Origin of the sequence: Marinomonas profundi (assembly GCF_020694005.1) — a bacterium.
In the GTDB taxonomy this organism is placed as follows: Bacteria; Pseudomonadota; Gammaproteobacteria; order Pseudomonadales; family Marinomonadaceae; genus Marinomonas; species Marinomonas profundi.
Genome location: NZ_CP073013.1, coordinates 348687 through 369316, shown reverse-complemented (window position 1 = coordinate 369316; position 20630 = coordinate 348687). Strand labels below are relative to the sequence as shown.

Genomic DNA, 20630 nt, shown 5'->3' with positions numbered 1-20630 from the left:
ATGTCGATAGATGATTTGAAAAAATCACCAGTGGATGACATCGAGGATGTCGATATTGGCGATGATAAAAAGCATCCTCACAAAGGGGTGTATTTATTGCCTAACCTATTTACCACGGCCGCACTTTTTTCAGGGTTTTACTCTATCATTGCTGCGATGAATGGAAATTACAGTCATGCTGCGGTAGCGATTTTTATCTCGATGATTCTTGATGGTCTTGATGGGCGTGTGGCGCGATTAACGCATACTCAAAGCGCGTTTGGTGCGGAGTATGATTCCCTTGCTGACATGGTGTCGTTTGGTATTGCACCAGCTTTGATTGTTTTTACTTGGTCATTGGCGCCACTTGGTAAAATCGGTTGGATTGCGGCGTTTATTTACGCCGTTGGTGCTGCGCTGCGTTTGGCCCGCTTTAACACTATGATTGGCGTAGAGGAAAAACGTTATTTCACTGGGCTTCCTAGCCCAGCGGCGGCGGCTATCGTAGCTGGGGTTATCTGGGCTGCGAATGACAATGGGATTTCTGGTGAAAGCTTAGCAACGCTGATGGCCTTACTGGTTCCTATTACTGGCTTGCTGATGGTTAGTAATGTTAAATATCGTAGTTTTAAAGACCTTGACTTAAAAGGGCGTGTGCCTTTCATTGTGTTGCTGGTTGCGGTTTTAATACTGGTGTTTGTTGCCCTTCAGCCAGCATTTGTGCTGATGAGTGTTTTTTGTCTTTATGGGTTATGGGGCCCGCTTGGCATTGTGTTCAAGCGATTGCGCTAGATAATGTGACACAAAAAAGCATTCTTTTTTAATATGAGTGCTTTTTTGAACTCGTGGCGTGCACCCTTGTCAATAATTCTAATAACAGAAGGGGACATGCTATGCTGATTTTGAATAAAAAAGCGTCTGATTGCTCTGAATCAGAAGTGACTGATAAATCCATTTACCTCAATCGTCGTCAGTTTATGAAGGCAACGGGTGGGATTGCTCTTGGTGTTGGCGGTATTGGTCATGTTTCTGCAGCCTTGCAAGAAGGTAATCCGCTCTCTCCTCCTGCCTCTTTACTCTCTTCTTTCCAAAGCATAGCAGAAACCGCTTATGGTAAAGATGAAAAAATCTCTCCCTATGACGTTGCTACCTCATACAATAATTTTTATGAATTTGGCTATGGTAAAAGCGACCCTAAAGATCGTTCCTCTCACTTTAAAACAACGCCATGGACCATCACGGTAGAAGGTGAGGCGGGTAAAACGGGTGTTTTTGACCTTGATGACATTATAAAAGAATCTATGCTGGAAGAGCGTATTTATCGGCTTCGTTGCGTCGAGGCTTGGTCTATGGTTATTCCGTGGGTTGGTGTTTCTTTAGCGACCGTCCTAAAACGTTTTGAGCCTAATTCGAAGGCAAAGTATGTTTATTTTGAAACCCTTTATGATCCCAAGCAAATGCCAGGTCAAAATGGTAGTGGATTGGATTGGCCTTATCGGGAAGGCTTACGTATTGATGAGGCGATGAATCCCTTGGCTCTGCTTGCGGTTGGCATGTACGGAAGTATATTGCCAAATCAAAACGGCGCACCGGTTAGGCTGGTTTTGCCTTGGAAATATGGTTTCAAAAGCATTAAATCTATTGTGAAAATTCGCTTTGTTGAAACCATGCCAGAGACTACTTGGAGTATGTTGGCGCCTAATGAGTATGGTTTTTATGCCAATGTGAACCCTAATGTCGATCATCCACGTTGGTCGCAAAAGCAAGAGCGGCGTCTGCCTGGTGGTGTTCTTTTTCCTAATGTGGTTGAAACGAAAATGTTTAATGGTTACGAGGAAGAAGTTGCGGGTCTATACAAGGGTATGGATTTGAAAAGGAACTACTAGCGTGTCGACATTTTGGGATCGAAAAGAAAAGCCATACATTTTTATGCTATTCACGCTACCGTTTTTATGGATGTTTGTTTCATTGTTGATGGGGCGGTACTTTCCAGATCCGGGTAAGTTGTTGATGAATTTAAGTGGCATTTGGGCGTCAGTTTTTGTGATTGCTGTTTTGGCCATGACCCTAGTTGGCAAGATTAAATCTCTTCGATTGATCAATCGTTATCGGCGTTTTATTGGTTTGAGTGCTTTTTTTTATGCCTTACTGCACTTTGTTATTTATTTGGTGCTGTTTGCTGGGTTGAGCTGGCGTTGGATAAGCTCGGATTTAATTGAAAAGCCTTACATATATGTTGGTGTGATCGCGTTGCTAACCATGTCTATTTTGGCAATCACCAGTACGAAAGGCACGGTGCGTAGATTGGGGAAAAAGTGGAAGCCCTTACATCGCTTAATGTACCTTGCGGCTTTGTGTGTGATTATCCATTTATGGTGGCAAGTAAAGAGTGATATCACGATTGCCGCATGGTTTACGTTATTTTTAGCCCCTCTCTTAATCGTCAAGATCCCAACCTTACCTTTGTATAAAAAGTTTTTCAAAAAAAATTAAAAAAAAGTGCTTGCGCTAAAAGTTTGAGGCTGTATTATACGCCTCCACTGACACGGACAACAACGCAAACAAGAGTTTGCCACTTACTTAGGTAAGAATGTTGAACGAAGTATCAGACGCTCTTTAAAATAGATAATCAGATAATTTGTGTGGGCGCTCGCTGGAGGCTTCAGAAGATCATCGCAGACCGGTTTTGCCGAGATGTAGTTGATCAAAAAAATTGAAGTCTTACGAGTGTTTATACAGTAATTCGCTTTATGTTGGCTTGCTGTTTTTCGAAGCAGTGAGTCGATTAAGTTATAGTTAGTGTAATAGATTTGAGTAAGCAAGCTTTTTTAACTGAAGAGTTTGATCATGGCTCAGATTGAACGCTGGCGGCAGGCTTAACACATGCAAGTCGAGCGGTAACAGGGGAGCTTGCTCCTGCTGACGAGCGGCGGACGGGTGAGTAACGCGTAGGAATCTGCCTAGTAGAGGGGGACAACATGTGGAAACGCATGCTAATACCGCATACACCCTGAGGGGGAAAGGAGGGGATCACTTGTGACCTTCCGCTATTAGATGAGCCTGCGTAAGATTAGCTAGTTGGTAGGGTAAAGGCCTACCAAGGCGACGATCTTTAACTGGTCTGAGAGGATGGCCAGTCACACTGGGACTGAGACACGGCCCAGACTCCTACGGGAGGCAGCAGTGGGGAATATTGGACAATGGGCGCAAGCCTGATCCAGCCATGCCGCGTGTGTGAAGAAGGCCTTAGGGTTGTAAAGCACTTTCAGGGGTGAGGAAGGGCGTTTGGCTAATATCCAAATGTTTTGACGTTAGCCCCAGAAGAAGCACCGGCTAACTCTGTGCCAGCAGCCGCGGTAATACAGAGGGTGCAAGCGTTAATCGGAATTACTGGGCGTAAAGCGCGCGTAGGTGGTTTGTTAAGTCGGATGTGAAATCCCAGGGCTCAACCTTGGAATGGCACCCGATACTGGCTAGCTAGAGTATGGTAGAGGGGTGTGGAATTTCCTGTGTAGCGGTGAAATGCGTAGATATAGGAAGGAACATCAGTGGCGAAGGCGACACCCTGGACTAATACTGACACTGAGGTGCGAAAGCGTGGGGAGCAAACAGGATTAGATACCCTGGTAGTCCACGCCGTAAACGATGTCTACTAGCCGTTGGGTTGTAATGACTTAGTGGCGCAGCTAACGCAATAAGTAGACCGCCTGGGGAGTACGGCCGCAAGGTTAAAACTCAAATGAATTGACGGGGGCCCGCACAAGCGGTGGAGCATGTGGTTTAATTCGACGCAACGCGAAGAACCTTACCTACTCTTGACATCCACAGAACATTTGAGAGATCAGATGGTGCCTTCGGGAACTGTGAGACAGGTGCTGCATGGCTGTCGTCAGCTCGTGTTGTGAAATGTTGGGTTAAGTCCCGTAACGAGCGCAACCCTTATCCTTATTTGCCAGCACTTCGGGTGGGAACTTTAAGGAGACTGCCGGTGACAAACCGGAGGAAGGTGGGGACGACGTCAAGTCATCATGGCCCTTACGAGTAGGGCTACACACGTGCTACAATGGCGTATACAGAGGGCAGCGAGCTAGCGATAGTGAGCGAATCCCAGAAAGTACGTCGTAGTCCGGATTGGAGTCTGCAACTCGACTCCATGAAGTCGGAATCGCTAGTAATCGTGAATCAGAATGTCACGGTGAATACGTTCCCGGGCCTTGTACACACCGCCCGTCACACCATGGGAGTTGATTGCTCCAGAAGTAGGTAGTCTAACCGCAAGGGGGACGCTTACCACGGAGTGGTCAATGACTGGGGTGAAGTCGTAACAAGGTAGCCCTAGGGGAACCTGGGGCTGGATCACCTCCTTAAACGATAGAAGGCTCTGGTGAGCGTTCACACAAATTATCTGATGTCTAATTTATGAGAAGCACAGAAAGTATTTGGGTCTGTAGCTCAGTTGGTTAGAGCGCACCCCTGATAAGGGTGAGGTCGGCCGTTCAAATCGGCCCAGACCCACCAGTATATAAATAACAGCGTTATTTAAGATCTCGTTTAGCAGGCTAAACGTCGACCTTAAAAGCCTTGTTCTTGACATCCTGGTAATTGGTTGGAGATATCTTCTTCGATTAACCAAATACGATCAAATAAATAATGGGGCTATAGCTCAGCTGGGAGAGCGCCTGCTTTGCACGCAGGAGGTCTGCGGTTCGATCCCGCATAGCTCCACCATTTATAAATGATCAATCATTCTGTGTAAAAGATTAGAAGAGAGTCCTAAGCAAGACGCTAAACATCTTACATTTAATTGTGTTGGATGATTTTTAGTCTCTGACTTAGTGCTTTGCACTAAACTTGCTCTTTAACAATTCGAATTTTGAAATAACGATAAATCAAGTGTTAAACCGGTGGAAGTTCACTTGCTCTTATTCTTTAAGGATAACAGCTTAGTGACTTCTATTATCGTAAATCCAGAGAGACACAAAAGCTCTTTGGTATGTGATCTGATGGTTGTTTCTACTTTTTATACTGAGTCATTTATGGCTTTTTATTGAATCGTAAAAACTACTTTGGGTTATATGGTCAAGTGACCAAGCGTGCACGGTGGATGCCTTGGCAGTCAGAGGCGATGAAGGACGTGGTAATCTGCGAAAAGGTTCGGGGAGTCGATAAACAGGCTGTGATCCGAACATGTCCGAATGGGGAAACCCACTCTACTTGTAGAGTATCCCACAGTGAATACATAGCTGTGAGGAGGCGAACCCGGGGAACTGAAACATCTAAGTACCCGGAGGAAAAGAAATCAACCGAGATTCCCTAAGTAGCGGCGAGCGAAAGGGGATTAGCCCTTAAGTGATTTTGGTGTTAGTAGAAGGCTCTGGAAAGTGCCGCGATAGAGGGTGATAGCCCCGTATACGAAAACACCTTAATGATGAAAACGAGTAGGACGGGACACGTGTTATCCTGTCTGAATATGGGGGGACCATCCTCCAAGGCTAAATACTCCTGACTGACCGATAGTGAACCAGTACCGTGAGGGAAAGGCGAAAAGAACCCCTGTGAGGGGAGTGAAATAGATCCTGAAACCGTGTACGTACAAGCAGTGGGAGCGGACTTGTTCCGTGACTGCGTACCTTTTGTATAATGGGTCAACGACTTATTTTCAGTAGCAAGGTTAAGCGATTAGTGGAGCCGTAGGGAAACCGAGTCTTAATAGGGCGTTTAGTTGCTGGGAATAGACCCGAAACCGGGCGATCTATCCATGAGCAGGTTGAAGGTTGAGTAACATCAACTGGAGGACCGAACCCACATCCGTTGAAAAGGCTGGGGATGACTTGTGGATAGGAGTGAAAGGCTAATCAAGCTCGGAGATAGCTGGTTCTCCTCGAAAGCTATTTAGGTAGCGCCTCGTATCTCACCATTGGGGGTAGAGCACTGTTTGGGCTAGGGGGTCATCCCGACTTACCAACCCCATGCAAACTCCGAATACCAATGAGTGCAATTACGGGAGACACACGGCGGGTGCTAACGTCCGTCGTGGAAAGGGAAACAACCCAGACCGTCAGCTAAGGTCCCCAAGTGCCAGTTAAGTGGGAAACGATGTGGGAAGGCTTAGACAGCTAGGAGGTTGGCTTAGAAGCAGCCATCCTTTAAAGAAAGCGTAATAGCTCACTAGTCGAGTCGGCCTGCGCGGAAGATATAACGGGGCTCAAACTGGCCACCGAAGCTACGGATGCTTAGTTTACTAGGCATGGTAGAGGAGCGTTCTGTAAGCCGTTGAAGGTCAAGCTGTAAGGCAGGCTGGAGGTATCAGAAGTGCGAATGTTGACATGAGTAACGATAAGGGGAGTGAAAAACTCCCCCGCCGGAAGACCAAGGTTTCCTGTCCCATGTTAATCAGGGCAGGGTGAGTCGGCCCCTAAGGCGAGGCAGAAATGCGTAGTCGATGGAAAACAGGTTAATATTCCTGTACCGATGTATATTGCGATGGAGAGACGGAGAAGGCTAGGCCAGCACAGCGATGGTTGTCTGTGTTTAAGGCGGTAGGCAAGTGACTTAGGCAAATCCGGGTCACTCTTTAAGAGAGGATGTCGAGAACTGATGACGAGCCCTCTTTTGGGCGAAGTGGTTGATGCCATGCTTCCAGGAAAAACTTCTAAGCGTCAGATATACATTGACCGTACCCCAAACCGACACAGGTGGTCAGGTAGAGAATACCAAGGCGCTTGAGAGAACTCGGGTGAAGGAACTAGGCAAAATGGTACCGTAACTTCGGGAGAAGGTACGCCGGCCAGTGTGAAGGGCTTGCCCCGTAAGCACCAGTCGGTCGAAGATACCAGGTGGCTGCGACTGTTTATTAAAAACACAGCACTCTGCAAACACGAAAGTGGACGTATAGGGTGTGACGCCTGCCCGGTGCTTGAAGGTTAATTGATGGGGTTAGCGCAAGCGAAGCTCTTGATCGAAGCCCAAGTAAACGGCGGCCGTAACTATAACGGTCCTAAGGTAGCGAAATTCCTTGTCGGGTAAGTTCCGACCTGCACGAATGGCGTAACGATGGCCACACTGTCTCCACCCGAGACTCAGTGAAATTGAAATCGCAGTGAAGATGCTGTGTATCCGCGGCTAGACGGAAAGACCCCGTGAACCTTTACTATAGCTTCACAGTGAACTTTGAACCTACTTGTGTAGGATAGGTGGGAGGCTTTGAAGCGGTGACGCCAGTTACCGTGGAGCCACTCTTGAAATACCACCCTGGTATGTTTGAGGTTCTAACTCAGGTCCGTTATCCGGATCGAGGACACTGTGTGGTGGGTAGTTTGACTGGGGCGGTCTCCTCCCAAAGAGTAACGGAGGAGCACGAAGGTGTGCTCAGCATGGTCGGAAATCATGCATAGAGTGTAAAGGCAAAAGCACGCTTAACTGCGAGACAGACACGTCGAGCAGGTACGAAAGTAGGTCTTAGTGATCCGGTGGTTCTGTATGGAAGGGCCATCGCTCAACGGATAAAAGGTACTCCGGGGATAACAGGCTGATACCGCCCAAGAGTTCACATCGACGGCGGTGTTTGGCACCTCGATGTCGGCTCATCACATCCTGGGGCTGAAGCCGGTCCCAAGGGTATGGCTGTTCGCCATTTAAAGTGGTACGCGAGCTGGGTTTAGAACGTCGTGAGACAGTTCGGTCCCTATCTGCCGTGGACGTTTGAGATTTGAGAGGAGCTGCTCCTAGTACGAGAGGACCGGAGTGGACGAACCTCTGGTGTTCCGGTTGTCACGCCAGTGGCATTGCCGGGTAGCTATGTTCGGACGGGATAACCGCTGAAAGCATCTAAGCGGGAAGCCTCCCTTAAGATAAGATCTCACTGGGACATAAGTCCCCTAAAGAGCCGTTCGAGACTAGGACGTTGATAGGTTGGGTGTGTAAGTGCTGTGAGGCATTGAGCTAACCAATACTAATTGCTCGTGAGGCTTGACCATATAACACCAAAGTGGTTTTGCTGACTAGACGAAAGTTGAACAGTAAACACATAAAGACACATAGTACGATCTGGTTTAACACTTGATTATTGTTATTTCAAAACAGAATTGTTAAAGATCCAAGCACGTCTTCGCGTGTTTTGGTGAGACGAAAAGTCCAGCCAGAACGAACGCAACAGAATTGCTTGACGATCATAGAGGCGTTGAACCACCTGATCCCATCCCGAACTCAGAAGTGAAAAGCGCCATCGCCGATGGTAGTGTGGGAGATCCCATGTGAGAGTAGGTCGTCGTCAAGCTTTACATTAAGAAAGCCCTGATAGCTCAGCTGTCAGGGCTTTTTTTCGTCTGCAGAAAAATCAGAAACACACTCGCCTTGATGTTCCATTTGCTTGCGCCTGTTTCGCGGGCTCAACGCGTCAGCGCGAATCCAACACCAAGACGAGCTTTTGCGAAGGTTGGATAGGTTTTGTAGGCCTGATGAGGGAGGCACGACCGTTACCAGGCGTGTGACTCTATTCATCCTGCAATTGATTGATTTATATTGTTTTTGTAGGTCGTGGCTTTAGCCCGACAAGGCGTAATTTGTCGGCATGTTATTTTTTCAGGGTAAATCGCGACCTACAAGATCGGCGGCAGTCGTTTAGCGACACCCTCGAAGGCGGTCGTCGCTAAAGTGAACGTGCTTGAAAGGTTTTTCGCTGCATCCCTGCAGCCACGGAATCGTCCTAAAAAGTGACAGAGCCTCCGTCCTGGAGGCGTAGGCAAATCCGTTTGCCCTCTGTCTGCTTATTACCCTATTCCTGTTTTGCTTTTGATACAAGTATGTTCTGGTCAAGTCCAACCGGACACTTTCCTAAAGGAGTTTTCATACTCAATGGGTGATTGGTCGCCATTCGACGAATGTAATCGCTCCAGATTGTAATATTTCACATACGCCGCAACATCTTGCTTCATATGCTCTCTTGTTGGTTGTGCTACCTTGAACAACCAATCATGTTTTAAACTGCCGAAGAACCTTTCAACCACGGCATTATCCCAACACGCACCGACGTCACCCATGCTAGAGCGGCAATCAAGCCGTTTTAATAGGCTTCTAAAGTGTTTACTCGTGTATTGCGAGCCTCTGTCGCTATGAAACACTAAGCCCTTTGGCGGCTGTCGTAAGCGATGTGCTTTTAAAAATGCATGCTCAATTAAGTCTGTCGTCATACGTTTTGACGTGTGCCAACCCACTATGCGACGACCAAATAAATCCATTACAATAGCAAGGTATAGCCAGCCTTCGCCTGTTTTTAAATATGACACATCCCCAGCCCACACCTGGTTTGGGCCTAACGGGTTAAAATTCATGTTCAATAAATTATCCGCTACAGCATCACTGTCTTTGCGCTTTGTGGTGACTTTGTAAGCGATACGCTGCTTAACGACTAACCCCAATCGTTTCATCAAGCCAATGACACGATGCCGGCTAACATCAAAGTCTTCTTTGCGAAGCTTTTTCGCAAGCTCTCGGCTACCCAGACTGCCTCGACTATCTTCAAAAAGCGCCTTCGCCCTACGATGTAAATTCAGTGTTTGTGCACTGATAATTATCGCGGGACGTTTTCGCCAAGCATAGTATGCAGATTTGCTAACGCGCATCACTTTACACGATATGGCAACTGGGTACTGCTTACCTAAACTTTTGAGAAATGAATATTTTATTTCATTTCTTTTGCGAAAAACGCTGAAGCCTTTTTTAATATTTCGCGCTCCATCAGCAAGCGCTTATTGTCTTTTCTGAGCTGAACGAGTTCAGCCCGCTCATCCTTCGACAACTCTGAATCTTCATCTTGTTGTTTAAACTTCGCTACCCAGTTATAAAGTAGCTTGTCAGTGATATTCAGTGAAGCGGCAGCCTCAACAACGGAGTAACCTTGCTCAATCACCAGCGCCACCGCTTCTTGCTTAAAATCGTTTGGATATTGTTTGTTAGTACGTTTAGTCATTTTACACCTCAATAATTGGATATTATCCTTTATTGAAGTGTCCGGCTAATTCAACCACAACACCCCATCCTCCGCCTTCCCCTTGAAGACAAAAGGGGAAGGAACCAAAAAAAAGCCCCGCATGGCGGGGCTATAAAACTAGAGAGTGGCGCTTATAAAATGACTAGGATAAGGCCACGTGCTGCTAACACAGCACTCTGTTCTAACGATCTATCTTTCAATAGGTCGTTAGACGCAGATGGGTTTCCGTTACGTTTGTCGACGTAACGGGGAGAGTGGTTAAATGGCTTTGCTGTTTAGTTCGTTATTTTTGAGTACTTCATCAAGGTGTAGCCAGGTTTCGATGACGGTGTCTGGGTTAAGAGACATGCTTTCGATGCCTTGGGCGACGAGCCAGTCGGCGAAGTCGGCGTGGTCAGATGGGCCTTGGCCACAGATGCCGACGTATTTGCCTTGTTCGCGACAGGCGGTGATGGCCATTTTGAGCAGTTTTTTGACCGCTGGGTTGCGTTCGTCGAATTTGTCGGCGATCAATCCTGAGTCGCGGTCAAGGCCTAGCGTTAGCTGGGTTAAATCGTTTGAGCCGATTGAGAAGCCGTCGAAGTATTGTAGGAACTCGTCAGCCAATAGGGCGTTTGACGGTAGTTCGCACATCATGATGACTTTTAGGCCGTTTTGACCACGAGCCAAGCCTTGTTCTGCTAGTAGTTCGGTCACTTGCTGAGCTTCTTCCAGAGTACGTACAAACGGGATCATGATTTGTACGTTGGTTAAGCCCATTTCGTTACGCACTCGGCGGATGGCTTCGCATTCTAGGGCGAAGCAGTCGCGGAACGAGTCGTCGATGTAGCGCGCCGCACCACGAAAACCAAGCATTGGGTTTTCTTCGTCTGGTTCAAACAACGGACCGCCAACAAGGTTGTGGTATTCGTTTGATTTGAAGTCGGATAAACGCACTATCACAGGCTTCTGAGAGAAAGAGCAGGCCAATGTCGCAACGCCTTCGACCAGTTTGTCGACGTAGAACCCCACTGGGCTTGAGTAGCCTGCGATACGGTGGTTGATTTCTTCTTGCAGCGCTGGTGTCATGTCTGCGTAGTTCAACAAGGCTTTTGGGTGAATGCCGATCATGCGGTTGATGATGAACTCTAAGCGCGCCAAGCCAATGCCGGCGTTTGGCAGCATGGCAAAGTCAAAGGCGCGGTTTGGGTTGCCCATGTTCATCATGATTTTTACTGGCAGTTCCGGCATGTTGCCGACTTCCGAGGTGATGATGTCGAAAGGTAGTTCGCCTTGGTAAACAAAGCCCATGTCGCCTTGTGAGCAAGATACGGTGACGATTTGGCCGTCTTTTAGTACGTCGGTTGCGTCGCCACAGCCAACCACGGCTGGAATGCCGAGTTCACGTGCAATGATCGCCGCGTGACAAGTACGACCGCCGCGATTGGTGACAATCGCAGAGGCGCGTTTCATGATGGGTTCCCAATCCGGGTCGGTAATGTCGGTCACCAGAACATCACCTGGTTGGATGCGGTCCATTTCAGTAATAGAAGACAAGACTTTCACCGCGCCTGTGCCAATTTTGTGACCAATGGCACGGCCAGTGATCATTACCTGAGAGGTTTTTTTCAGGTTGTAACGTTCCATGCTTTGCGCATTGGCTTGGCTACGAACGGTTTCTGGTCGCGCTTGGACAATGTAGATCTTGCCATCGATGCCGTCTTTCGCCCATTCAATGTCCATCGGACGCTGGTAGTGTTTTTCGATGATGCACGCTTGTTGAGCAAGGTCTTGAATCTCGTCGTTGCTTAGTGCGAAACGATTTTGATCATCCAAAGCGACCGGAACGATCTTAACGAATTCGTCATCGCTGCCCGCTTCGGCGTATTCCATTTTTTGTGCTTTGCTGCCTAGGCTCTTGCGCACAATCGCTGGGCGGTTGGCGGCAAGTGTGGGCTTGTGAACATAGTATTCATCTGGGTTGACGGTGCCTTGTACGACCATTTCACCCAGACCGTAAGCGGCGGTGATAAAGACCACTTCATCAAAGCCAGACTCTGTGTCTAGGGTGAAGAGTACGCCAGAAGCACCGATGTCACTGCGTACCATTTTTTGAATGCCCGCGGACAAAGACACGCCTTGGTGTTCAAAACCTTGATGGACGCGGTAAGAAATCGCGCGGTCGTTAAAGAGAGAAGCAAAAACACGTTTGATAGAGGCTTTGATGTCTGCCAAGCCTTTGACGTTGAGGAAGGTTTCTTGTTGGCCAGCGAAAGACGCATCAGGCAAGTCTTCTGCTGTGGCAGAAGAGCGCACGGCAAATGACGTATCGTCGGCGTTGTCATCGCAAAGTGTGGCGAATGCGGCTTCGATCTCTTGGTCAAATTCGGTTGAGAAAGTGGCGTCTTCAATCCATTGGCGAATTTGTACGCCTGTTTCGGCAAGGGCGTGAACATCGTCTACGTCCAATGCGTCTAGTGCTTGATGGATCTTGTCGTTTAGGCCACTTTCTGTAATGAAGCGTTGATAAGCATAGGAAGTGGTTGCGAAACCGTTTGGTACTTGAATACCAAGGTCTGTCAGGTTGGAAATCATTTCACCTAAAGAGGCGTTTTTGCCGCCTACTTCACCGACATCTTCCATATGAAGATCTTTAAACCACTTAATAAATTTGCTCACAAGAGACTCCCATTATTTTTTCTTATTAAAAGAATATGGCTGGTTTTGCCAAAAGATGGCTGGTTTGCCAAGCAGACGTCAGGCACGGATCAAATCGCTGTGGGCTCTTGTCAAAGCGCTGAGTCTGGGTTCATTGTATGTAGGGTCGTTGCTTTGAATAAAATCGATTATTCGATGTAGTTTTATTTCAATCGAAAAAACGAATGTCGTTAGATAACAACAAAAATGGGAAAAACGCATGAAAGTGTACTTTGTATCAGATGGGACAGCGATCACCGCTGAGGTGTTTGGATCGGCGATGTTGTCGTTTTTTGATGTGGCGGTGGAAACCAAAAGTGTGCCTTTTTTGGCCACCAAAGATCAGGCGGAAGGCTTGAAGCAGCAGATTAATCTGGAAATGCAACAAGGCATTGCTTTGCTGGTGTTTTATACCATTTCCGATGCCGCTATTCGCGAGATTATCGATTCTTGTGATTGTCATTGTTACAACTTGTTTGGCGATTTATTGTCGCCGATTGAGCAAGCTTTGGGGGTCAAAGCTCAGCCGACAGCGCGGAAAGCGCATGGTATGAAAGAGGGCGTTTATGATGCTCGAATAGAGGCCATCAACTACGCGTTGGCGAACGATGACGGGGCTTCAGTGAAGAATTTTGCCGAGGCGGATATTATCTTGTTGGGGGTGTCACGCTCAGGCAAAACACCAACCAGTTTGTACTTGGCGATGCAGTACGGCATTAAAGCCGCAAACTACCCGATTACCGAAGATGATTTTTCTACTCCAGGTTTGCCTAAGGTGTTAAAGGATCATAAGAAAAAGTTGTTTGGTTTGACCATAGATGCTCAGCGTTTGCATGAAATTCGTACCGGTCGAATGGCAGCGAGTAAGTACGCCTCTTCCCGTCAATGTCGCTATGAAGTGGACGAAGTGGAGTCCTTATATCGCCAAGAACGCATTCCTTTTTTGAATTCGACAAAACTCTCGGTGGAAGAAATTTCCACCAAAGTCATGGCGGAAATGAATTTGGTGCGTCACAGGCAGTAAAAACGAGCCGTTAAGTGATCGAATAATTCGATAGGTTTGCTGTTTTTGCGCGAAATTTAGACAAAAAAGCGATAAAAACATTTTAGATAGCTCAAAATAGCATTAAAAATGCTTGGTAAAGCAATACAAATACCGATCAATCTGGTTAGTTTGTTGTGTAATTACCAAAATTATCGCAATAGAGTGTGCAGATAATGCTAAGAGCCGCGCTAACGTGCAGAGTATTTTTTCAATATACTCTATAATGACAACTAATTGAGCGTATCAGTGACTGGGTATAGGTGACTTATCAGAAGTGACAGCCGAGTACTGCCAATGTTCTAAATAGTGAGATGTTCATATTTCTATATTATAAAAGGGCGTCTTATTGAAAAAACCAAGGATAACAATACATTGAGTAATAAAAAAATTAACGATCCACACATGCAGCGAGAAGCGTCTAAGTACGATAATCCGGTTCCCAGCCGCGAATTCATTCTAGAGTTTCTTGCCACCCAAAATAAAAGCATGGGGCATATAGAGTTATGCCAAGCGTTTTCGCTGACTGGCGAAGATGAAATTGAAGCCCTCCGTCGTCGTCTCATCGCTATGTGCCGAGACAATCAAATGACCAGCAACCAAAATGACCAATACTCGCCGATTTTAGAAAGTGACCTGATAGAAGGTTACGTGCAAGGCAATAAAGAAGGTCATGGTTTCTTGTTGCGTCAAAGCGATGACGATATTTTTCTTTCTGCCCGTCAAATGCAGAACGTGATGGACGGCGATAAAGTAAAAGCACGCCTTTCTGGACGTAGTGTAAAGGGTCGCTTAGATGGTGTGGTGGTTGAAGTGCTAGAGCGTAAGCACAGCCAGCTAGTTGGGCGTTTTTATCAAGAAACCCATCGCGATGGCAGCAGTGCCGCTTTCGTGACTCCAGAAAACCCACGTATTGCCCAAGATATCTTGATCACCACAGAATCTGGTTTAACGCCGACCCATGGTCAATATGTGTTGGCGGAAATTGTCACTTATGCTGAGCGCGGTAAGCCCGCTCAAGGCTTGGTGAAAAAAATCCTGGGTGATTTTATGGCGCCGGGGGTTGAGATCGAAGTGGCCATGCACCGTTATGAAATTCCTAACGAGTGGCCAGCAGCGGTTGAAAAACAGATTAAAAACTTTAGCACCGAAGTGGCGGAAGAAGACAAAGCACATCGCGTTGATTTGCGCGACACGCCGTTTGTTACCATTGACGGTGAAGACGCCCGCGACTTTGATGATGCAGTGTATTGTGAAAAAACACCAGGCGGTTGGAAGTTGTTTGTCGCCATTGCAGACGTTTCTCATTATGTGAAAAAAGACACGGCGTTAGATGAAGAAGCCATCGTGCGTGGTAACTCGGTGTATTTCCCCGGTCGTGTTATTCCTATGTTGCCTGAAGTCTTGTCGAACGGATTGTGTTCGCTTAACCCAGACGTAGATCGTTTGGCGATGGTGGCAGAAGTGTCTTTAACGACGAAAGGCAAGATGCGTGGCTTTAAGTTTTATGAAGGCATTATCCGCTCTCATGCTCGCTTAACTTACAGCAAGGTCGCGAAAATGATCGCTGCTGAACCAGAAGAGCAAGGTATTGAACTGCGTGAACGTTATGCGTCTATCGTATCGCACATTGATGATCTAAACGGTTTGTATCACGCCTTAAAAGGGGCCCGTGATGAACGCGGCGCGATGGAATTCGATACGATCGAAACGCGTATGGTGTTCGATGAGCATTCTAAAATTGAGCATATCATTCCGGTTGAACGTAACGATGCGCATAAACTGATCGAAGAGTGTATGTTGTGTGCCAATGTGGCGACAGCAGAGCTATTGATTAAAGCCGATTTGCCTGCTTTATACCGCGTTCACGAAGGGCCAAAAGACGACCGTTTGTTGACTTTGCGCACTTATCTTGGCTTGCTTGGTTTAGAGCTAACGGGCGGTACTAAACCGACGCCCGCCGACTACGCGGCTTTGTCTGAACAGATTAAAGACCGGGCGGACGCGCGTAGCATTCAGACCATGATGTTGCGTTCTATGTCGCAAGCGGTGTACCAAGCCGATAATTTGGGCCATTTTGGTTTGAACTATGAAGCCTACACACATTTTACCTCGCCGATTCGTCGTTACCCAGATTTACTTGTGCATCGTGCGATTCGCTATTTGATTCGTGGCGAAGGTCGTCCAACTGTGCGTCAAGCGCATCGTGTAGCGGGCAGTGCAGAATTAAAAGAGCGTAAAATCTACGGTTACAATCATGCCGACATGGACGGCTTGGGCGAGTCTTGTTCGTTAACTGAGCGCCGCGCTGACGAAGCAACCCGTGATGTTGAAGCTTGGTTGAAATGCCAATACGTTGAACAGCATTTGGGCGAACCCTTTGACGGTGTGGTCACGGCGGTGACGTCATTTGGTTTGTTCGTTGAGCTGCAAGGATTGTTCGTTGATGGCTTGGTGCATATTTCAGGGCTTGGGCAAGATTACTTTGTTCATGATATGGAGCATCAGGCGATTATTGGCGAGCGAACTGGCCGCGTATTCCGTCTTGGCGATACGTTGAAAGTCAAAGTGTCTAATGTGAACTTGGAGCAACGTAAGATTGATTTGAGTCTGGATGAAGAAAGTAGCCGTCCAGCGCGCAAAAAAGTGCAACGTAACGATCAAACCGAGCTTGAAATGCAATTGGCGCAGTTACCACCAATTGAATTAGGTGGACGTTCTCAGTCTAAATCTGCAGCAAAAGCTGAAGGCGATAAATCAAAAGATGGCAAGGCTGCCAAAGAGGGCAAAGAGTCGGACGGCAAGGCAAAGAAAAAGCGTCGTCCACCGGTGTCTAAAGGTAAGCGTATTAGACAGAAGAAATCGTCTTCTGCGGCTGCGGCGAGCGGTAAGCCCGCTTCTGCTGCGGCGAAAAAACCGAAGAAGCCAAAAAAGCCGAAAAAGAACAACGCTAAGCCTAAAGCGAAAGATTGATTTGAGGCCTTTGTGCGATTTGAATAAAAGGGGGATTCAATCCCCCTTAATTAATAGAGTAAATAATGTCAGATTTAGAATGGATATACGGCATACATGCCGTGGAAAATGCGTTGAATCAACAGCCAGAACGTATCAAAGAAGTGCGTTTTCAAGAAGGCCGAGATGACAAGAAAAACCAGCGACTGGTACAGCTTTGTAAAGCCAGCAAAGTGCGATACAGCGTGGTGCCTCGTAAAGAATTAGATCAGCTTTTTACTTCGAATAAAGATCGCGTGGTTCACCAAGGTGTGGTGGCTTATACCACGATGAACAAAGCGGGTAACGAAGCGGATTTACACACGCTGATTGCTGGTTTAGATGAAAATCCGCTGATTATTATTTTGGATGGTGTGACGGATCCGCATAATTTGGGCGCCTGTTTGCGCAGCGCCGATGCCGCGGGTGCTCATGCGGTGGTGATGCCAAAAGACAATTCTGCGCCTTTGAATGCGACGGTTAGCAAAGTGGCTTGCGGTGCGGCGGAAAGTATTCCGGTTTATGCCGTGACCAACCTTGCTCGCACCATGAAGAAGCTGCAAGACCAAGGAGTGTGGATTTTTGGCACCGCTGGCGAAGCGACACAAACCATTTATGAGCAAGACCTCACCATTCCAACGGCCATTGTGATGGGCGCTGAAGGCGATGGTATGCGTCGTTTGACTCGTGAGCAATGTGATTACCTAGTAAAACTGCCGATGGCGGGTGTGGTGTCGAGTTTAAATGTCTCGGTGGCAACCGGTGTCTGTCTCTATGAAGTGGTGCGTCAACGCGCTGTTAAAGCCAAAGGTTAAGGGGCACAAAGCCTTGTTTAAGCAGTTTACTATTCAGGCGCCTTCGGTTGTTATTGCGGCTGAGCTACAGCGCAAAATCGACAACAAAACTAAGCCATTAGGCGCACTCGGCGAGTTGGAAAGCATTGCTTTTCAGCTGGGTAAGATTCAGCAGACATTAACGCCTGATGTGTCAAAGCCAAAAATGATCGTTTTTGCTGCAGATCATGGTGTGGTGGCGCAGGGTATTAGTTTGTTTCCTCAGGAAGTGACACCGCAAATGGTGATGAACTTCTTGATGGGTGGTGCGGCGGTGAGTGTGTTTTGTGCTCAGCACAATGTGCCTTTGCGTGTTGTCGATGTGGGTGTGAATGCCGAGCTGGACGCTCACCCTTTATTGGGTTCACGTAAAGTGGCATTCGCGTCTAAAGACTTTAGTCAACAAGCTGCGATGACGACGGAACAACTAGAGCAAGCGCTTCAAGCGGGTGTCGACGAAGCGAATCTTGCTATTGATGACGGCGTGAATTTGTTGATGTTCGGTGAAATGGGCATTGGTAATACGTGTGTGTCTTCTTGCATGATGACGGCGTTAATCGGTGTTAGTGCGATAGACAGTGCGGGGCGCGGTACCGGTTTGGACTCGGCTGGGGTTTCTCACAAAGCGCAAGTGATTGAGCAAGCATTGCAACGTGCTGAACAAGAAACCGGTCAGATAATGGCTGATTGGAGTGCGCAAACCCTTGCGGAACAAGTCGGTGGCTTTGAAATTTTAGCCATGGCGGGTGCGATGCTGCAATCAGCTCAGCGTCAAACCGCTTTTGTGGTGGATGGTTTTATCTGTTCAGTTGCTTTGTTGTTCGCTCAGAAAGTTGCGCCGAATGTGCGTGATTATGCGATTTTTGCTCATCAATCAAATGAAAAAGCTCATAAAGTGCTGCTTGATCATTTGCAGGCAGAGCCGATGTTGTCTTTGGATCTGCGTTTGGGCGAAGGTTCTGGGGCTATTTTGGCGTATCCATTAATGAACAGTGCTTGCGTATTTTTAAATAAAATGGCGAGTTTTGAAAGCGCTGGTGTGAGCGGTGCGCCATAAAAATTGATAATCTAGACAGAGAATGAAAAGCAAAAAACATGAGAAATATGATTGGCCCTTATTGGCAAGGCTTTAAACGCAGCCTTGTTACCTATACTCGAATACCGCTTAAAGTGGACTGGAGTGAAGACATAAAGCACACCCCGGCGGTGTGCTTTTTACCATGGATTGGCTTGGTGGTTGGTCTCCTAAGTGCTTGGCCATTGTGGTTTGATTGGTCGTCTTCGCTGCAAGCTTTGCTTATGCTGTTAACAGCAGTTTTGATTACAGGTGGCTTTCATGAAGACGGTTTGATGGACAGTTGTGATGGTTTGGTTGGCGGCTGGGATAAAGAGCAACGCTTAACCATCATGAAAGATTCGCGCATTGGCAGTTATGCGGCGTTGTCTATTTGGTTTTCTTTGTCGCTCAAATGGTTGTTGTTAAGTGAATGGTTGCAGGCGATTCCTGATTCTTTTTTAGGGTTTATTTATACTTTAAGCGGTTGGTGTGTGGTGCATATTGTCGCCAGATTTATCCCCTTGGTGCTTATGAATACACTCGATTATGTGACGATGGGGCAAAGCAAGGCGTCGAGCATGATTGCTAAGTTAGACCCTAGCCAGTGGCTGGTGGCCTTGTTGCCTTGCTTGTTGGTTGGCGTGTTGGCGTTTAACGTGTTCGATTTGATGATTACCTTTGTTTTTGTCGCGGGTTTGGTACTGTTGATGCGTCTTTATTTGCGTAAAAAGATTGGCGGTTTTAATGGTGATACTTTGGGCGCGAGTGAGCAAATAGGGGAAGTGTTTGTTGTCTTGTGTTTGTTGGTGTCTTATTCGTGAAGTTGTATTTGATTCGACACCCAAGACCAGAGGTTAAACAAGGCTTGTGTTACGGCGATATGGATGTGCCGCTTGCTGACGGTTGGGAAGCGGGCGCGCAGGCGTTAAAAAACGCCTTGTCGCTGGAATTTGATGCCGAGTCGAATGCCTGTTTTCACAGTCCATTAACTCGAGCTGCGCAATTAGCGGAACATCTTAGTGATGGACATTCACAGGCTGTGGATGCTTTAAGAGAATTGGATTTTGGCGATTGGGAAGGGTTGTGTTGGCAAGACATTTCCAAGCAAGAAATCGATCTTTGGGCGGATGATATAGTGCACTCTGCACCTTATAATGGCGAGTCGTTGCACGTTGTGGCGGACCGTGTTTGGCAATGGTGGTTGTCGGTGAAAGATTCGCCGATGGAGAATTGTGTATTGGTGGCACATTCTGGTGTGATTAAGGTGCTTGTGAGTATGCTCTGCCAATGGCCTTTGGATCAGTGTCATCGTATTGATGTGGGGTTTAGCAGTGTGACGGAATTTTCCATCCAAGGGGATTTTGTCGTGTTGAAGCGTTTAGGTGCGGGTGATTGGGTTTCTGCTTAGGCTTTTGTGAGAAAAAATACAACATGTTGCTATATTTTTTGGGTATGTTTGGGATTGCTGCGTTCGCCATTACTGGGGTTATTTCGTCCGGTAAAAAAGACATGGATCTGTTTAGCGTGGTGTTTCTTGGTATGGTGACGTCCTTGGGGGGCGGTACGATACGAGATGCCGTGCTATCGGTTGAAACCGTTTACTGGGTAAAAGACACCTCTTATTTGTGGGTGGCGTTTTTATCGTCTGCACTGGCGTTTTTTTCTGTGCGATTTATTGATGACAGGCAAAGGGTTTTTCATTATGCCGATTCCTTTGGCTTGGCTCTGTTTACGGTGGTGGCAACGGAGAAGGTGTTGAATCTAGGTTTTCCACCGACTATCGCCATTACCATGGGGATTATTACCGGTGTGGCTGGCGGTATCATTCGTGATGTTTTAAGTCATCGTCCGCCTTTGGTTTTGGGTCGAGAGTTCTATGCGACACCGGCGTTTTTAGGGGCTTTGTTGTTAGTACTACTTGAAAAAAACATACCGATCCATGAATTTAACTCGATTTACGCGGTGGCTTTAATCTTTATACTAAGAGTGTTTGCGATACATAAAGACTTGTATTACCCGAGTTGGTTGTTGTACAAAAAAAAGTAGCGCAAGAAAAAAACAGTA

At 47.1% G+C, this 20630-nt stretch carries 12 protein-coding genes, 2 tRNA genes and 3 rRNA genes; 15 read left to right on the top strand and 2 right to left on the bottom strand.

The annotated features are described in order from the left end of the window. From pssA to rrf, 8 genes are all read left to right on the top strand, one after another. Positions 1–771, top strand: coding sequence for a CDP-diacylglycerol--serine O-phosphatidyltransferase (pssA, locus tag J8N69_RS01645; protein ID WP_168825660.1), 771 nt, complete (start codon positions 1–3; stop codon positions 769–771). 101 nt (positions 772–872) lie between these two features. Continuing rightward, positions 873–1865, top strand: coding sequence for a protein-methionine-sulfoxide reductase catalytic subunit MsrP (gene msrP, locus J8N69_RS01640; protein ID WP_168825658.1), 993 nt, complete (start codon positions 873–875; stop codon positions 1863–1865). A 1-nt stretch (position 1866) separates the two neighbouring features. Further along, positions 1867–2472 (top strand): protein-methionine-sulfoxide reductase heme-binding subunit MsrQ, encoded by a 606-nt coding sequence (locus tag J8N69_RS01635; protein WP_227803939.1) that lies wholly within the window; start codon positions 1867–1869, stop codon positions 2470–2472. Between the two features lie 336 nt (positions 2473–2808). After that, positions 2809–4346, top strand: a 16S ribosomal RNA gene (locus J8N69_RS01630). Positions 4347–4420: 74 nt separating this feature from the next. Then, positions 4421–4497: transfer RNA gene (locus J8N69_RS01625), tRNA-Ile, on the top strand. Between the two features lie 134 nt (positions 4498–4631). After that, a tRNA-Ala gene (locus tag J8N69_RS01620) sits at positions 4632–4707 on the top strand. Between the two features lie 349 nt (positions 4708–5056). Then, positions 5057–7955: ribosomal RNA gene (locus J8N69_RS01615) — 23S ribosomal RNA — on the top strand. A 184-nt stretch (positions 7956–8139) separates the two neighbouring features. Then, positions 8140–8254, top strand: a 5S ribosomal RNA gene (gene rrf, locus J8N69_RS01610). Together the 16S, 23S and 5S rRNA genes with 2 tRNA genes alongside form the textbook arrangement of a ribosomal RNA operon. 535 nt (positions 8255–8789) lie before the next feature. Here rrf and J8N69_RS01605 read toward each other — a convergent pair. Beyond that, a protein-coding gene (locus tag J8N69_RS01605) for an IS3 family transposase (RefSeq protein WP_168827682.1) occupies positions 8790–9946 on the bottom strand; the annotation gives its coding sequence in 2 pieces (ribosomal slippage) (positions 8790–9676 and positions 9676–9946; 1158 coding nt in all). A 279-nt stretch (positions 9947–10225) separates the two neighbouring features. Beyond that, positions 10226–12625, bottom strand: coding sequence for a phosphoenolpyruvate synthase (ppsA, locus tag J8N69_RS01600; protein ID WP_168825007.1), 2400 nt, complete (start codon positions 12623–12625; stop codon positions 10226–10228). A 238-nt stretch (positions 12626–12863) separates the two neighbouring features. Between ppsA and ppsR the strand changes: the two genes are divergently transcribed. The 7 genes from ppsR (at position 12864) to J8N69_RS01565 (ending at position 20612) form a co-directional block, all read left to right on the top strand. Then, a complete protein-coding gene (ppsR, locus tag J8N69_RS01595) occupies positions 12864–13667 on the top strand; it encodes a posphoenolpyruvate synthetase regulatory kinase/phosphorylase PpsR (RefSeq protein ID WP_111638278.1) in 804 nt (267 codons plus the stop codon). Positions 13668–14090: 423 nt separating this feature from the next. After that, complete coding sequence (rnr, locus tag J8N69_RS01590; protein ID WP_211085015.1) at positions 14091–16658, top strand: ribonuclease R; 2568 nt, start codon at positions 14091–14093, stop codon at positions 16656–16658. Between the two features lie 65 nt (positions 16659–16723). Next, the gene (gene rlmB / locus J8N69_RS01585; protein WP_168825011.1) at positions 16724–17491 is read left to right on the top strand and encodes a 23S rRNA (guanosine(2251)-2'-O)-methyltransferase RlmB; all 768 of its coding nucleotides are present in this window, start codon (positions 16724–16726) and stop codon (positions 17489–17491) included. Then, on the top strand, positions 17421–18566 hold the full coding sequence (cobT, locus tag J8N69_RS01580; protein WP_227803938.1) for a nicotinate-nucleotide--dimethylbenzimidazole phosphoribosyltransferase: 1146 nt from the start codon (positions 17421–17423) through the stop codon (positions 18564–18566). Before rlmB ends, cobT begins: the two co-directional genes overlap by 71 nt. Before the next feature lie 38 nt (positions 18567–18604). Continuing rightward, positions 18605–19387: an adenosylcobinamide-GDP ribazoletransferase gene (locus J8N69_RS01575; RefSeq protein WP_168825013.1), complete on the top strand. Its 783-nt coding sequence runs from the start codon at positions 18605–18607 to the stop codon at positions 19385–19387. Continuing rightward, complete coding sequence (locus J8N69_RS01570; protein ID WP_168825015.1) at positions 19384–19974, top strand: histidine phosphatase family protein; 591 nt, start codon at positions 19384–19386, stop codon at positions 19972–19974. Before J8N69_RS01575 ends, J8N69_RS01570 begins: the two co-directional genes overlap by 4 nt. A gap of 23 nt (positions 19975–19997) precedes the next feature. Continuing rightward, on the top strand, positions 19998–20612 hold the full coding sequence (locus J8N69_RS01565) for a trimeric intracellular cation channel family protein (RefSeq protein ID WP_168825017.1): 615 nt from the start codon (positions 19998–20000) through the stop codon (positions 20610–20612). The last annotated feature ends 18 nt before the right edge of the window (positions 20613–20630 follow it).